Origin of the sequence: Kitasatospora sp. NPDC006697 (genome assembly GCF_042869935.1) — a bacterium.
Classification (GTDB): Bacteria; Actinomycetota; Actinomycetes; order Streptomycetales; family Streptomycetaceae; genus Kitasatospora.
The window spans coordinates 1-15537 of record NZ_JBIAGU010000046.1; the positions used below are offsets into that span (position 1 = coordinate 1).

Annotated in this window: 10 protein-coding genes; 1 reads left to right on the forward strand and 9 read right to left on the reverse strand. The window is 71.4% G+C overall.

The features are described from left to right. Positions 1-312: 312 nt before the first annotated feature. The 9 genes from ACFYNO_RS38555 to eccD all read right to left on the reverse strand — a co-directional run bounded on the left by ACFYNO_RS38555 (position 313) and on the right by eccD (position 11385). Positions 313-1998, reverse strand: a complete 1686-nt coding sequence (locus tag ACFYNO_RS38555) for a ribonuclease J (protein WP_388022743.1) — start codon at positions 1996-1998, stop codon at positions 313-315. A 208-nt stretch (positions 1999-2206) separates the two neighbouring features. Continuing rightward, complete coding sequence (gene dapA, locus ACFYNO_RS38560) at positions 2207-3106, reverse strand: 4-hydroxy-tetrahydrodipicolinate synthase (RefSeq protein WP_388022746.1); 900 nt, start codon at positions 3104-3106, stop codon at positions 2207-2209. A gap of 228 nt (positions 3107-3334) precedes the next feature. Further along, on the reverse strand, positions 3335-4069 hold the full coding sequence (thyX, locus tag ACFYNO_RS38565; RefSeq protein WP_388022748.1) for an FAD-dependent thymidylate synthase: 735 nt from the start codon (positions 4067-4069) through the stop codon (positions 3335-3337). 84 nt (positions 4070-4153) lie between these two features. Next, positions 4154-4588 (reverse strand): hypothetical protein, encoded by a 435-nt coding sequence (locus ACFYNO_RS38570; RefSeq protein WP_388022750.1) that lies wholly within the window; start codon positions 4586-4588, stop codon positions 4154-4156. After that, positions 4588-5334, reverse strand: a complete 747-nt coding sequence (gene dapB / locus ACFYNO_RS38575; protein ID WP_388022752.1) for a 4-hydroxy-tetrahydrodipicolinate reductase — start codon at positions 5332-5334, stop codon at positions 4588-4590. The genes ACFYNO_RS38570 and dapB overlap by 1 nt, the downstream gene beginning before the upstream one ends. Positions 5335-5344: 10 nt before the next feature. Further along, a complete protein-coding gene (locus tag ACFYNO_RS38580; RefSeq protein ID WP_388022754.1) occupies positions 5345-6721 on the reverse strand; it encodes a M16 family metallopeptidase in 1377 nt (458 codons plus the stop codon). Between the two features lie 78 nt (positions 6722-6799). Beyond that, positions 6800-9013, reverse strand: coding sequence for a polyribonucleotide nucleotidyltransferase (locus ACFYNO_RS38585; RefSeq protein ID WP_388022757.1), 2214 nt, complete (start codon positions 9011-9013; stop codon positions 6800-6802). Positions 9014-9421: 408 nt separating this feature from the next. Beyond that, on the reverse strand, positions 9422-9712 hold the full coding sequence (gene rpsO, locus ACFYNO_RS38590) for a 30S ribosomal protein S15 (protein ID WP_101380342.1): 291 nt from the start codon (positions 9710-9712) through the stop codon (positions 9422-9424). A gap of 212 nt (positions 9713-9924) precedes the next feature. Further along, positions 9925-11385 carry a type VII secretion integral membrane protein EccD gene (gene eccD / locus ACFYNO_RS38595; RefSeq protein ID WP_388022759.1) on the reverse strand — a complete coding sequence of 487 codons (1461 nt, stop codon included), beginning with the start codon at positions 11383-11385 and terminating at the stop codon, positions 9925-9927. Between the two features lie 177 nt (positions 11386-11562). Here eccD and eccCa point away from each other — a divergent pair, with 177 nt between their 5' ends. After that, on the forward strand, positions 11563-15507 hold the full coding sequence (gene eccCa / locus ACFYNO_RS38600; protein WP_388022761.1) for a type VII secretion protein EccCa: 3945 nt from the start codon (positions 11563-11565) through the stop codon (positions 15505-15507). Positions 15508-15537: the final 30 nt, after the last annotated feature.

Genomic DNA, 15537 nt, shown 5'->3' on the forward strand with positions numbered 1-15537 from the left:
TGACTTTTGGCACGCTGTTGAGTTCTCAAGGAACGGACACTTCCTTCGAGCCGCTTTCCAGCGGACCCTCCGGGTGCTTCGTTCTTTCGTGTTTCCAGCTTATCAGATGTTTTCCGTGCCGCTTCCGGCTCCGGATTTCATCCGATTCGCTTTCGCCTTTCGGCGCTCCCGAACTCTACCAGAGTTTCTCGGCCCGTTTTCCCCGCCGTTATCCGAATCAAAGTCCGAATTACCTGGCGGAGCCGCGCGACCAGCGGGGCAACTCGGAGAACACTACGCACCGAGTTGCCCCAGGTCAAATCCGGGCCGCGGTCAGACCTCGACCACGACCGGCAGGATCATCGGCCGGCGGCGGTAGTTGTCCGCCACCCACTTGCCGATGGTCCGGCGGACCAGCTGCTGCACCTGGCGCACGTCCAGCACGCCGTTGTCGGCGGACTTGCGCAGCGCCTCCTCCAGCTTCTGCACCACGGGCCCGAAGGCGGAGTCGTCGATGCCGGAGCCGCGGGCCTGGATGGTCGGGCCGCTGACGATCTTCCCGCTGCTGGAGTCCACCACCACGAAGACCGAGATGAAGCCCTCCTCACCGAGGATCCGGCGGTCCTTCAGCGAGGACTCGGTGATGTCACCCACCGAGGAGCCGTCTACGTAGACGTAGCCGGCCTGCACCTTGCCGACGATCCGGGCGACGCCGTCCTCGAGGTCGACCACCACGCCGTCCTCCGCGATCACCACGCGGTTCTTCGGCACACCGGTCTTGATGCCGAGCTCGGCGCAGGCCCGCAGGTGGCGCCACTCGCCGTGCACCGGCATCAGGTTCTTCGGCTTGCAGATGTTGAAGAAGTACAGCAGCTCGCCGGCCGAGGCGTGGCCGGAGACGTGCACCTTGGCGTTGCCCTTGTGCACGACGTTGGCGCCCCAGCGGGTCAGGCCGTTGATCACCCGGTAGATCGCGGTCTCGTTGCCGGGGATCAGCGAGGAGGCCAGGATCACCGTGTCGCCGTCGACGATCCGGATCTGGTGGTCGCGGTTGGCCATCCGGGAGAGCGCGGCCATCGGCTCGCCCTGCGAGCCGGTGCAGACCAGCACGACCTCCTTGTCCGGCAGGTCGTCGAGCGTCTTGACGTCGACGATCAGGTTGCCGGGCACCTTGAGGTAGCCGAGGTCCCGGGCGATGCCCATGTTGCGGACCATCGAGCGGCCGACGAAGGCCACCTTGCGCTTGTACTCGTGCGCCGCGTCCAGCACCTGCTGGATCCGGTGCACGTGGCTGGCGAAGGAGGCGACGATGATGCGCTTGTCCGCGTTGGCGAAGACGTTGCGCAGCGCGGCCGAGATGTCCCGCTCGTGCGGGATGAAGCCGGGGACCTCGGCGTTGGTGGAGTCCACCAGCAGCAGGTCCATGCCCTCCTCGGCCAGCTTGGCGAAGGCCGGGAGGTCGGTGAGGCGGCCGTCCAGCGGCAGCTGGTCCATCTTGAAGTCGCCGGTGGCGACCACCATGCCCGCGGGGGTGCGCACGGCGACCGCGAGGGCGTCCGGGATGGAGTGGTTGACCGCGATGAACTCGCAGCTGAAGGGGCCGATCTGCTCGCGCTGACCCTCCGCCACCTCCAGCACGTAGGGCCGGATGCGGTGCTCGGCGAGCTTGGCCTCGATCAGCGCCAGGGTCAGCTTCGAGCCGATCAGCGGGATGTCGGGGTTCTCGCGGAGCAGGTACGGGACCGCGCCGATGTGGTCCTCGTGACCGTGGGTCAGGACGATGCCGTCGATCTTGTCGAGGCGGTCCCGGATCGAGGAGAAGTCCGGCAGGATCAGGTCGATGCCGGGCTGCTCGTCCTCGGGGAAGAGCACGCCGCAGTCGATGACCAGCAGCCGGCCCGCGTACTCCAGCAGCGTCATGTTGCGGCCGATCTCCCCGAGGCCGCCCAGCGGGGTGATACGGATCGCGTTCGGCGCGAGCGCGGGCGGCGTGCCGAGGTCGGGGTGGGGGTGGCTCAAAAGACTCTCCGTTCACGCAGCGCGCCATACGCCGCGGAGGGCCTCCCCCGCCGGCATATGGCGCGCGGCATCTCTCGTTGCCTGTCAGGTCGGTCCGCTCGTCACCGAGCGGCTCGCTGTTGTGCCTCGCGCCGGTCGTCTCCGGTTCAGCGGCGGGTCCCTTGGCGGCGGTGGGACCCGGCGATCCGGGGGCGCGCACGTCTGGTTGTTACAGGTGTACCCCGCCGGCGGCGAGATCCTCCTTCAATCGGGCGATCTCCTCGGGCGTGGCGTCGACCAGCGGCAGTCGGAGCGGACCGGCGGGCCGGCCGGCCAGGTTCAGCGCGGCCTTGGTGAGGATCACGCCCTGGGTGCGGAAGGTGCCGGTGTAGACCGGCAGCAGGCTCTGGTGGATCGCGGTGGCCCGGGCGGTCTCGCCGGCTCCGTAGGCGTCGATCAGCTCACGCAGCCGGTCGGCGACCAGGTGGCCGACCACGCTGACCACGCCCACGGCTCCGACCGAGAGCAGCGGCAGGTTGAGGATGTCGTCGCCGGAGTACCAGGCGAGCCCGGACCGGGCGATCGCCCAGGAGGCGGCGCCCAGGTCGCCCTTGGCGTCCTTGTTGGCGACGATCCGCGGATGCTCGCCGAGCCGGACCAGGGTCTCGTGGCTCAGCGCGACGCCGGCCCGGCCGGGGATGTCGTAGAGGATCACCGGCAGCTCGGTGGCGTCGGCCACCGCGACGTTGTGCCGGTACAGGCCCTCCTGCGGGGGCTTGCTGTAGTAGGGGGTGACCACCAGCAGGCCGTTGGCGCCGGCGGCCTCGGCCTGCCGGGCCAGCTCCACGCTGTGCGCCGTGTCGTTGGTGCCGACCCCGGCCACCACGTGCGCCCGGTCCCCGACCGCCTCGACCACCGCGCGGACCAGTTGCGCCTTCTCGGCGTCGCTGGTGGTCGGCGACTCGCCGGTGGTGCCGTTGAGCACCAGGCCGTCGTTGCCGAGGTCGACCAGGTGGGAGGCGAGGCGCTGGGCGCCGTCGAGGTCGAGTCCGCCGTCGGGGGTGAACGGGGTCACCATCGCCGTCAGAACCCGGCCGAAGGGTGCGTGCTGTGTGGAGGTCGGAGCCATGGGTCCAAAAATACTCGTAGGGGATGAGGAAGCCGGGACTCCGGTCCAGGGTTCGGACACCGCGCCGGGGTGATCGGGGTGGATATCCGGACAGAGCATGGAATTCCGGTGCCGCTCGCTCGGGGGTTCGGGCGGCACCGGAATCCGTGTCCTGAGCCTAGGGAGCGCCCCGAACCGTCGCAATCCAGACATGCCGGACCGGTGCGCCCATATGCCTATCGGCCCAGGTCAGGGCGCGAGCCGTCCGTGCTCGTTGAAGGCCGCATGGGTGAGCGGCATCAGCCCGGCCCACAGCCGCTCCATCTGCTCGGCGACCATCTCGATCTCGCGCTGCGGGAAGGTCGGCATCCTGCCGCGCTCGTCCTTGGTCCGCAGCGAGAGGAAGTGCATCAGCGAACGGGCGTTGCAGGTCGCGTACATGGAGGAGAAGAGGCCGACCGGCAGCACGGCCCGGGCCACCTCGCGGGCGACGCCGGCGTCCAGCATCTCCCGGTACTCCTGGTAGGCCGTCAGGTAGGCCCGCTCCATCGCGGCCACCGTGGTCTTGTGCTGCTCCGGGGTGCCCTCGTGGAACTCGTACTTCCCGGGCCGCCCGACCTGCACCAGCTTGCGCTCCTCGGCCGGCACGTAGAAGACCGGCTGCAGCTCGCGGTAGCGGCCGCTCTCCTCGTTGTAGGACCAGCCGGTGCGGTGGCGGTGGAACTCGCGGAAGACGAAGATCGGCGCGCTGATGAAGAAGGTCATCGAGTTGTGCTCGAAGGGCGTGCCGTGGCGGTCCCGCATCAGGAAGTTGATCAGGCCCTTGGACTTCTCCGGGTCCTCGCCGATCGCGTCCAGCGACTGCTCGCCCTTGGTGGACACCCGGGCCGCCCAGAGCACGTCGGTGTCGCTCGCCGCGTTGCGGACCAGTTCGACGGTCACGTCGCTGCGGAAGGCGGGGGCGGGCCCCTGTGTGTCGGTCACGCGTTACTCCTCTGTACGGGCCATCGTCGCGGCCAGCCTAGGTTCCGTCCGGGCCGGCCACGGTAGAGCGTGCTGGTACCAGGATCAGCCACGCAGCTTGATGGCGTGGTGCATGGTCTTGCGGGCGCGCGGGGTGTCGCCGGCGTCCGCGTAGGCGACGGCGAGGCGGAACCAGACCCGCCAGTCCTGCGGTTCGGCCTCGGCCTCGGCCCTGCGCTTGGCGAAGACCTCGTCGGCCGAGGCGCGGTCGATCCGTCCGCCCGAGGTGCGCCTCAGCTCGTCCACCGGCAGGCCGCCCTCGGCCTCCAGCTCCTTGGACATCGCCTCGGTGGTGCGACCGAACCGGATGGTCTGGCGCAGGAACCAGACGCCGATGCCGGGGATGACGAAGGCGCTGACCCCGATGCCGATGCCGGCCGGCTTGCCGGTGGCGATCAGCTGGACGCCCTCCAGCACGCAGACCAGGGAGACCACCAGCAGGGCGGCGGCCAGCAGGAAGAAGCCGGTGCGCGAGGTCATCAGAGATCCATGAAGTGTTCGAGCCCGAAGGTCAGCCCGGGCGTCTCCACCACACGGCGCACGCCCAGCAGGATGCCCGGCATGAAGCAGCTGTGGTGCAGCGAGTCGTGGCGGATGCTCAGGGTCTCGCCGGTGTCGCCGAGCAACACCTCCTGGTGCGCCAGCAGGCCGCGCAGCCGCACCGAGTGCACCGGCACCCCGTCCACGTCGGCGCCGCGGGCGCCGGGCAGGCCGTGGGTGGTCGGGTCGCTCTGCCGGGGCAGGCCGGCCTCGTCCCGGGCGGCGGCGATCAGCTGGGCGGTGCGGGTGGCGGTGCCGCTGGGCGCGTCGGCCTTGTGGTTGTGGTGCAGCTCCACCACCTCGACGGACTCGAAGTAGCGGGCGGCCTGCTGGGCGAACCGCATGCTGAGCACCGCGCCGATGGAGAAGTTCGGCGCGATCAGGCAGCCGGTGCCGGGGGCCGCGGCCAGCCAGCCGGTGAGCAGCTCCAGCCGCTCCGGGTTCCAGCCGGTGGTGCCGACCACGGTGTGGATGCCGTTGGCGGTGCAGTACTCCAGGTTCCGCATCACCGCGTCGGGGTGGGTCAGCTCGACGGCGACCTGGGCGCCGGAGGTGACCAGGCTCTCCAGCTCGGCGTCGCGCCCGAGGGCGGCGACCAGCTCGAGGTCCTCGGCGGCCTCGACCGCCTTGACGGCCTCGGAGCCGATCCGGCCGGTGGCACCGATGACGGCTACGCGCAGGGTCATCTCTTCGTCCTCACTTCAGGTAGTCCGCGAGCGCGGCGGCCCGCTTGCCGCTGACCGGCCCGATCAGAGCCAGCGAGGGCCGGCGCGCGCCCAGCACATCACGGGCCACCGCGTGGACGTCGTCCAGGGTGACGCCGGCGATCTTCGTCAGCATGTCGTCCACCGAGAGGTGGTGGCCGTAGGCCAGCTCGGCCTTGCCGATCCGGTTCATCAGCGAGCCGGTGTCCTCCATGCCGAGCACGGTGGAGCCGGAGATCTGGCCGATCGCCCGGGCCAGCTCCTCCTCTGTGATGCCCTCGGCGACCACCCGGTCCAGCTCCTGGCGGCAGATCCGCAGCACCTCCTCGACCCGGGCCGGCTGGCAGCCGGCGTAGATGCCGAACAGGCCGCTGTCGGCGTAGGAGGAGGAGTACGAGTAGACCGAGTAGGCCAGGCCGCGCTTCTCCCGGACCTCCTGGAAGAGCCGCGAGCTCATCCCGCCGCCGAGTGCCGCGTTGAGCACGCCCAGCGCCCAGCGCCGCTCGTCGTGCCGGGGCAGGCCGGGGCCGCCGAGCACCAGGTGGGCCTGCTCGGTGGGCCGGTTGAGCAGCTCCATCCGGCCGGCCGTGCGGACCGCGCGCTCGCCGCGCCGGGCCTCGGCCGGCACCGCGGCGGAGCGCTTGAGCACGGCGGCGAAGGCGGCCTCGACCTGGCGCACCACGGCCTTGTGGTCGAGGTTGCCGGCGGCGGCGACCACCAGGTGCTCGGGGCGGTAGCGGCGCTTGTAGAAGCCGGCGATCTGCTCCCGGGTCAGGCCCTTGACGGTCTCCTGGGTGCCCAGGATCGGCCGGCCCAGCGGCGAGCCGCCGTAGATCACCTTGGCGAACAGGTCGTGCACCACGTCGCCCGGGTCGTCCTCGGCCATCGCCATCTCCTCGAGGATGACGCCGCGTTCGGCCTCCACGTCCTCGGGGCGGATCAGCGAGCCGGTGACCATGTCGCAGACCACCTCGATGGCCAGCGGCAGGTCGGTGTCGAGCACCCGCGCGTAGTAGCAGGTGTTCTCCTTCGCGGTGAAGGCGTTCATCTCGCCGCCGACCGCGTCCAGGGCCGCCGAGATCTCCAGCGCCGAGCGCTGGGCGGTGCCCTTGAAGAGCAGGTGCTCCAGGTAGTGGGTGGCACCGTTCAGCTGGGGCGTCTCGTCCCGGGAGCCGACGCCGACCCAGATCCCGAAGGTCGCCGAGCGGACCGTCGGCAGGGTCTCGGTGACGACCCGCAGGCCGCCGGGGAGGACGGTGCGGCGCACCGTTCCGGCGCCGTCCGCGCCCTTGAGCAGGGTGCGGGTGCTGCCGGGGCGCTGCTGCACAGCCGAGGCCTGGGCCACGGGCCATTCCTTCTTTCGATGCATGGGGGAGGAAGCTGGAGGAACAGGGTGCGGCCCGTACGCCTGGTGGGGCGTACGGGCCGCGGTGAGCCTAACGGGGCGTCACTCGGAGGCCGCGTCCTCGGCCGCGCCCTCTTCGCCCTCGACGACCGGGATCAGCGAGAGCTTGCCGCGCGGGTCGATCTCGGCGATCTCGACCTGCACCTTGGCGCCGACGCCGAGCACGTCCTCGACGTTCTCCACCCGCTTGCCACCGGCCAGCTTGCGGATCTGCGAGATGTGCAGCAGGCCGTCCTTGCCCGGCATGAGCGAGACGAAGGCGCCGAAGGTGGTGGTCTTCACCACGGTGCCCAGGTAGCGCTCGCCGACCTCCGGCATGGTCGGGTTGGCGATCTGGTTGATCGTCGTCCGGGCGGCCTCGGCCGAGGGGCCGTCCACCGCGCCGATGTAGATCGTGCCGTCGTCCTCGATGGTGATGTCGGCGCCGGTGTCCTCCTGGATCTGGTTGATCATCTTGCCCTTGGGGCCGATGACCTCGCCGATCTTGTCCACCGGGATCTTGATGGTGATGATCCGCGGCGCGTTCGGGGACATCTCGTCCGGCGCGTCGATCGCCTCGTTCATCACGTCCAGGATGTGCAGGCGGGCGTCCTTGGCCTGCTTCAGCGCGGCGCCGAGCACCGAGGCCGGGATGCCGTCCAGCTTGGTGTCCAGCTGCAGGGCGGTGATGAAGGTGCGGGTGCCGGCGACCTTGAAGTCCATGTCGCCGTACGCGTCCTCGGCGCCCAGGATGTCGGTCAGCGCGACGTAGTGGGTCTCGCCGTCGATCTCCTGCGAGATCAGGCCCATGGCGATGCCGGCGACGGCGGCCTTCAGCGGCACACCGGCGTTCAGCAGCGACATGGTGGAGGCGCAGACCGAGCCCATCGAGGTGGAGCCGTTGGAGCCCAGCGCCTCGGAGACCTGGCGGATCGCGTAGGGGAACTCCTCGCGGGTCGGCAGCACCGGGATCAGCGCGCGCTCGGCCAGCGCGCCGTGGCCGATCTCGCGGCGCTTCGGGGAGCCGACCCGGCCGGTCTCGCCGACCGAGTAGGGCGGGAAGTTGTAGTTGTGCATGTAGCGGCGCCGGGTCTCCGGGGAGAGGGTGTCCAGCTGCTGCTCCATGCGGAGCATGTTGAGGGTGGTGACGCCCAGGATCTGGGTCTCGCCGCGCTCGAACAGGGCCGAGCCGTGCACCCGCGGGATCGCCTCGACCTCGGCGGCCAGGGTGCGGATGTCGGTGACGCCGCGGCCGTCGATCCGGATCTTGTCCTTGATGACCCGCTCGCGGACGATCTTCTTGGTCAGCGCGTTGTAGGCGGCGCTGATCTCCTTCTCGCGGCCCTCGAACTCCGGGAGCAGCTTCTCGACGGCGACCGCCTTGACCCGGTCCAGCTCGTTCTGGCGCTCCTGCTTGCCGGCGATAGTGAGCGCCTTGGCGAGCTCGTCCTTGACGGCGGCGCTCAGCGCGGCGAGCACGTCGTCCTGGTAGTCCAGGAAGCGCGGGAACTCGCCGGTCGGCTTGGCGGCCTGGGCGGCGAGGCGCACCTGGGCCTCGCAGAGCACCTTGATGAACGGCTTGGCGGCGTCCAGACCGCCGGCCACGACCTCCTCGGAGGGGGCTTCGGCACCGCCGGCGACCAGCTTGATGGTCTTGTCGGTGGCCTCGGCCTCGACCATCATGATCGCCACGTCGCCGTCCGGCAGCGCCCGGCCGGCCACGACCATGTCGAAGACGGCCTCCTCCAGCTCGGAGTGGGTCGGGAAGGCCACCCACTGGCCGCGGATCAGCGCGACGCGGACGCCGCCGATCGGGCCGGAGAACGGCAGGCCGGCCAGCTGGGTGGAGGCGGAGGCGGCGTTGATCGCGACCACGTCGTACAGGTGGTCGGGGTTGAGCGCCATGACGGTGACGACGACCTGGACCTCGTTGCGCAGGCCCTTGACGAAGGACGGGCGCAGCGGGCGGTCGATCAGCCGGCAGGTCAGGATGGCGTCCTCGGAGGGACGGCCCTCACGACGGAAGAACGAGCCGGGGATCCGGCCCGCGGCGTACATCCGCTCCTCGACGTCCACCGTCAGCGGGAAGAAGTCGAAGTGCTCCTTCGGCTGCTTGGAGGCGCTGGTGGCCGACAGCACCATGGTGTCGTCGTCCAGGTAGGCCACGGCGGAGCCGGCGGCCTGGCGGGCCAGCCGGCCCGTCTCGAAACGGATGGTACGGGTGCCGAAGGAGCCGTTGTCGATCACGGCCTCGGCGTAGAACACGTTCTCTTCCACCTGGAAGATCTCCTCTTTCGTACGTTCCGGGAGAGCGCCCCCGCGCTTGCCTGCCGGGTCGGGCCCTGGTTGCCGGGCCGGTCTTCGATCGAAGCCTCCGGGGCTTCCCGCTCGGTCGGCGGGGTTCCGGGGGCCACTACCGAGGACCGGCGCCTCTCGGCGGCCGGGCTGCCGGCGGTGGGCGTCTGGACGCTCTCCTGGCTGCGGGCGGCTTCCGTTTGAAGCCTTCGTCCCGCTCTTGGGGTTGTCGTGCCGGTGGCATGGGCGCGGTGTTCGCGCCACCACCCGGCATGCCCACAACCCTACGGTGCGAATCTCGGCCGCCCTGGGAGGCGGACCGGAGAAATCTGTGAGCCGGTACGCGCGAGGGGCGGCTCCCCGGTGGGGGAGCCGCCCCAGGCGGCGGTCTTAGCGGGCGCCGCCGGCGGCGCCGCGACGGATGCCCAGTCGGTCGACGAGCGCACGGAAGCGCTCGATGTCCTTCTTGGCCAGGTACTGCAGCAGGCGACGGCGCTGACCGACCAGGATCAGCAGGCCACGACGGCTGTGGTGGTCGTGCTTGTGGAACTTCAGGTGCTCGGTCAGGTCCGAGATGCGGCGGGAGAGCATCGCGACCTGGACCTCGGGAGAGCCGGTGTCGCCCTCCTTCTGGCCGAACTCGGCGATGAGCTGCTTCTTGACGTCGGCGGCGAGAGCCACGGCGACTCCTTTTCTTGGCTGACCGAGCGGCCCTGGTCTACTGCACAGGACCTTCTAGGACTCGGAAACCCAAGGGTAGCAGTCGGCGCGCGGCCCCCTGCCACCGGTTCGGACGGTCCGCCATCGGGGTGGGTGGAGGAGCGGTGTCCGGGCGTGAGTCCGGGCGTGAGTCCGGCCGCCGCGACGCCGCCCCTCCGCGGGCGGACCCTCGCTCAGCTGGTCGCGCCCCTGGCGAGGGCGTAGATGTCGAGGACCGCGAGGGCCAGCGGCACCAGGGACATCAGCAGCAGGCTGTCCACCAGGTCCAGGATCCGGCCCCAGAACGGCGACACCCCGCGGCTCGGCACCACCAGGGCGATCGCGATCAGCAGGCCGGCGCCGAGCGCGATCGAGCCGCCCAGCCAGAGCGTGCGCAGGTCCACCGCGGTGCTGCTGGTGGCCCGCAGGATGAAGAGCGGGGTGTGCAGCGACAGGCCCAGGATCAGCAGCCCGAGGGCGACCAGGCCGGCGATGGTCAGGCTGAAGACCTGCGCGGTGTACCGGAACAGCCGGGCCCGCAGCATGGTCGAGATGCCCAGCGCCAGCGCCAGCAGCTGCGGGTACATCGCGTCGCTGAAGCCCAGCACCGCACAGGCGCCGACCACCACGGCGGCCGAGCCGCCGACCAGGCCGACCAGCATCTCGTGGCCGCGCCGGGCCTGGTGGGCGATCCGCTCGTACTGCACGGTCTCGGCCCGGCTGGTCTCCTCACCGGTCCGGCTGCTGCTGCGGGTGCGGGTCTGGCCGGGGGCGCTGAAGCCGATCGGGAGGCGGGCGAACCGGGCCGAGAGCGAGGGCAGGAAGCCGACCGCGGCGACCGCGGCGATGCCGGCCACGGCGGCGATGTGGCTGACCGCGGTGGTCGGCATCATCACCGCGGCGAAGGTGGCCAGGGTGCCGGCGGTGGCCAGGAAGGCGGCGGCGACGAAGACCGAGTCGCGCTCCGGCAGCAGCCCGACCAGCAGCACCGAGACCACCAGCACGGCCACGCAGCCGACCAGGAACTGCAGCCGGCCGGGGCCGTCGTACCGGTGGGCCACGGCGAGCACGCCGGTGCCGGCGATCAGCGCGTGCGGCAGCGCGCCGATGCCCAGGGCCAGCGCGGCGCCGGTGTCGTCGTAGACCCGGGCCCGCACGCCGGCGAAGCCGGTCAGCACCACGGCGGCGACCCCGGCGAGCACGCCGGGCAGGCCGTGCATGTCGTGCGTCAGGCTGGAGAACCAGAGCGCGAAGCCGAGCAGCACGATCAGCAGGGTCGACCCGATCAGGCCGAAGGCCCGCATCAGGTCGGGGTTCCAGAACCGCCGGTCGGCCTCCACGGCGGTGGCGATGGCGTCGGCCACGTCGTCGTAGACGGCCGGCGGCAGCGACTCGGCGAACGGGCGCAGGCTCAGCAGGTCGCCGTCGCGGACCTGCTGGGCGGCCAGCGGCAGTCCGCTGTCCAGCACGGTGCCGTCCCGCCGGACCAGGTGGAAGCCGGTCGGCTCGCCCTCCTGCTGGCTCTGCCCGGACAGCCGCAGCACCTCGGGATAGACGTCGGCGAGCGGCACGTCCTCCGGCAGCGCGACGTCGATCCGGCTGTCCGGCGCCACGACGGTGACCCGGCAGAACCCGGTCGCTGTGTTGGCACTCAACGGTGCTCCCCCTTTTACTGCTCCACTGCTTCCGCTGACCCTGAGTTGGCGCTGCGTCACCCTACCGTCTGGCATGGGTTCGGGGTCGATAGGATCGGCCCCTGCGCGCGCGGGGGCATGAGCGTTCACACAGGGGAAGCCCCGCCGAGGACCTGTCGAGTCGCGTGAGGGCGGTAGATGAGTGTCGTAACGGTGAAACGTCCGGCGAGGGCCTACCCGCCCGCTGTGCCGGACGAGCCGGTGGAGCTGGTGGCCCCGCCCGAGCTGGCCCGCGGGGGCGGCGACGACTGGATGATGAGCCTGCTGCCGATGCTCGGCATGGGCGGGTCGGCGGCCTTCTTCTTCATGCCCGGCGCGGCCCCGATGATGCGGGTGATGGGCGTGCTGATGATCGCCTCCACCGCCGGCATGGCGGTGGCGCAGCTGGTCAAGGCCCGCAAGGGCGGCGGTGCGGGGCTGGCCGACGAGCGGCGGGACTACCTGAAGTACCTGCAGCAGATGCGCCGTCAGGTCCGCCGCACGGCAGAGCGGCAGCGCGGCGCCCAGCTCTACCTGCATCCGGAGCCGGACCAGCTCTGGTCGATCGTGGCCGAGGGCCGCCGGCTCTGGGAGCGGCGGCCGAGCGACCCGGACTTCGCCCAGATCCGGATCGGCCGCGGCCCGCAGCAGCTGAGCACCCCGCTGGTGGCCCCGCAGACCGCGCCGATGGACGAGCTGGAGCCGCTGTCGGCGGACGCCATGCGCAGCTTCCTGCAGGCCCACGGCACACTGCAGGACCTTCCGCTGGCGGTGGCGCTGCGCGCCTTCTACCACATCACGGTCTGCGGCGACCCGGACACCGTCTACGGCAGCGTCCGGGCGATGATCGCCCAGCTCACCACCCTGCACTCGCCCGACGACCTGGTGGTCGCGGTGGCCGCGGCGCCGGGCGCGCTGGAGGAGTGGGAGTGGACCAAGTGGCTGCCGCACACCCAGCACCGCAAGGAGAACGACGGCGCCGGCTCCCGGCGCCTGATCGCGGCGGGCCTGGGCGAGCTGGAGGGGCTGCTCTCGGACGAGCTGGCGGGCCGTCAGCGGTTCACCCGGGACGCCCAGCCGACCCCGGACCAGCCACACCTGGTAGTGGTACTGGACGGCGCGGCGATCCCGCCGGACTCGGTGCTGGCCGGCATCGACGGGGTGCACGGGGTGACCGTGATCGAGGTGGTGCCCGGTGAGCTGGACGAGCCGACCGGCCACCTGCTGATCACCGTCTCGCCCGAGGAGCTGCTGCTGCAGTCGGCCTCCGGTGCCTCCTACGCGGGTGCGCCGGACACCCTGTCGGCCTGGCAGTCCGAGGCACTGGCCCGGCAGCTGGCGCCGTACCGGATCTCGGCCGGCGGCGACGACGAGCCGCTGCTCTCCAACCTGGACTTCACCGACCTGATGGGCGTCGGCGACGCGGGCTCGGTGGACGTGGCCCGCACCTGGCGGCCGCGCGCCCAGCACGAGAAGCTGCGGGTGCCGATCGGCGTGGGCGCGGGCGGCGAGCTGGTCCACCTGGACATCAAGGAGGCCGCGCTGGAGGGCATGGGCCCGCACGGCCTGTGCGTCGGCGCGACCGGCTCCGGAAAGTCGGAGCTGCTGCGCACCCTGGTGCTGGGCCTGGCGATGACGCACTCCTCGGAGACGCTGAACTTCGTGCTCGCCGACTTCAAGGGCGGCGCGACCTTCGCGGGCATGGCGGACATGCCGCACACCTCCGCGGTGATCACCAACCTGGAGGGCGAGCTCACCCTGGTGGACCGCATGCGGGACGCCATCGAGGGCGAGCTGAACCGCCGCCAGGAGCTGCTGCGGTCGGCGGGCAACTACGCCAACCTCAACGAGTACGAGCGGGCCCGGGCGGCCGGCGCGGCGCTGGATCCGCTGCCCTCGCTGGTGCTGATCATCGACGAGTTCTCCGAGCTGCTGACCGCCAAGCCGGACTTCATCGACATGTTCATCCAGATCGGCCGGATCGGCCGGTCGCTGGGCGTGCACCTGCTGCTGGCCTCGCAGCGCCTGGAGGAGGGCAAGCTGCGCGGCCTGGACACCTTCCTCTCCTACCGGATCGGTCTGCGCACCTTCTCGGCCGCCGAGTCGCGGGCCGCGATCGGCGTGCCGGACGCCTACCACCTGCCGCCGGTGCCGGGTGTCGGCTACCTGAAGTTCGGCACCGACGTGATGGACCGGTTCAAGGCGGCCTACGTCTCCGGGCCGTACCGGGCGCCGGGCCAGCAGCGCAGCAGCGGTCAGGCCCTGGGCGTGCAGCCGGTCCGGTTCACGGCGGCGCTGGTGCCGGTGCAGGAGCCGGTGGAGCCGGTCGCCGAGCCGGAGCCGCAGCTGGACGACGCGCTGGTGGACACCGTGCTGGACGTGATCGTGCAGCGGATGGTCGGCCAGGGGCCGGCGGCGCACCAGGTCTGGCTGGCGCCGCTGGACGAGGCGCCGAGCATGGACCAGCTGATGCCGCTGCTGCAGGCCACCCCGGAGCGCGGGCTGACCTCGCCGGACTTCGGCGCGCTGGGCCGGCTGGTGGTGCCGGTGGGCATCGTGGACCGGCCGCGCGACCAGCGCCGGGACGTGCTCTACCAGGACTACTCGGGGGCGGCGGGCCACGGCCTGGTGGTCGGCGGGCCGCGGTCCGGCAAGTCGACCATGATCCGCACCATGATCACCGGGTTCGGGCTCACCCACACCCCGGTGGAGGCGCAGTTCTACCTGATGGACTTCGGCGGCGGCGGCTTCCAGTCACTGCAGGAGCTGCCGCACGTCGGCGGGGTGGCCGGGCGGCTGGACGGCGACAAGGTGCGCCGGATGGTCGCCGAGGTGCACGGGGTGCTGAACCGCCGCGAGGAGCTGTTCCGGGCCACCGGCATCGACTCGATCGCCACCTACCGCAGCCGGCGGGCGGCCGGGCAGCTGCCGGACGAGCAGTTCGGCGACGTCTTCCTGGTGATCGACGGCTGGCTCACCTTCCGGCAGGAGTTCGAGCCGCTGGAGCCGGTGGTCAACGACATCGCCCAGCGCGGCCTGGGCTACGGCGTGCACCTGGTGCTGACCGCGGCCCGCTACGCCGAGGTCCGCCCGGCGCTCAAGGACACCCTGCAGAACCGCACCGAGCTGCGCCTGGGCGACCCGATGGAGTCGGAGATCGACCGCAAGGTGGCGCAGAACGTGCCGCAGGGCGCGCCGGGCCGGGGTCTGACGGCGGGCAAGCTGCACTTCCTGGCCGGCCTGCCGCGGATCGACGGCTCCTCCGACACCAGCGACCTGGTGACCGGCGTGGCCGGGCTGGTGGAGGCGGTGAACGCGGCCTGGAGCGGGCCGCGGGCGCCGCAGGTCCGGATGCTGCCCGCGGTGCTGGACGGCAACTCGCTGCCCAAGGGCTTCGAGCTGCCGGAGCGCGGCGTGGCCTTCGGGCTGGACGAGGTGGAGATGGCGCCGGTCTTCGTCAACTTCGAGACCGACCCGCTCTTCATCGTCTTCGGCGAGAGCGAGTCCGGGAAGTCGGCGCTGCTGCGGATGCTGATCAAGCAGATCACCGAGCGCTACACCGCGGACCAGGCCGGCATCGTGATCGGCGACTACCGGCGCGCGCTGCTGGGCACGGTGCCGCGCGAGTACCTGGTGGAGTACGCGGCCGCGCAGCCGGCCATGAGCGCCATCGTGGACATGCTGCGCGGGGCCTGCGCCCGCCGCCTGCCGGGCCCGGACGTGACCGCCGAGCAGCTGCGCAACCGCAGCTGGTACAGCGGCAAGGACATGTTCGTGATCGTGGACGACTACGAGCTGGTCGCCACCGCCTCCGGCAACCCGATGGCGCCGCTGGCCGAGTTCCTGCCGTTCGCCCGGGACATCGGCCTGCGGGTGATCATCGCCCGCAGCGCCGGCGGCGCCGGCCGCTCGCTCTACGAGCCGCTGATGCAGCGGATGCGCGAGCTGGGCGGGCAGGGCGTGATGCTCTCCGGCAACAAGGACGAGGGCGCGCTGCTGGGCACTGCCAAGCCGCAGCCGCTGCCGCCGGGCCGCGGTCTGTTCATCTCCCGCCGGGTGACCTCGGGGCAGATGGTGCAGACCGGGTGGCTGCCCGTGGTCTGATCACAGCGGGTGACGACGAAGGGCCGGGTG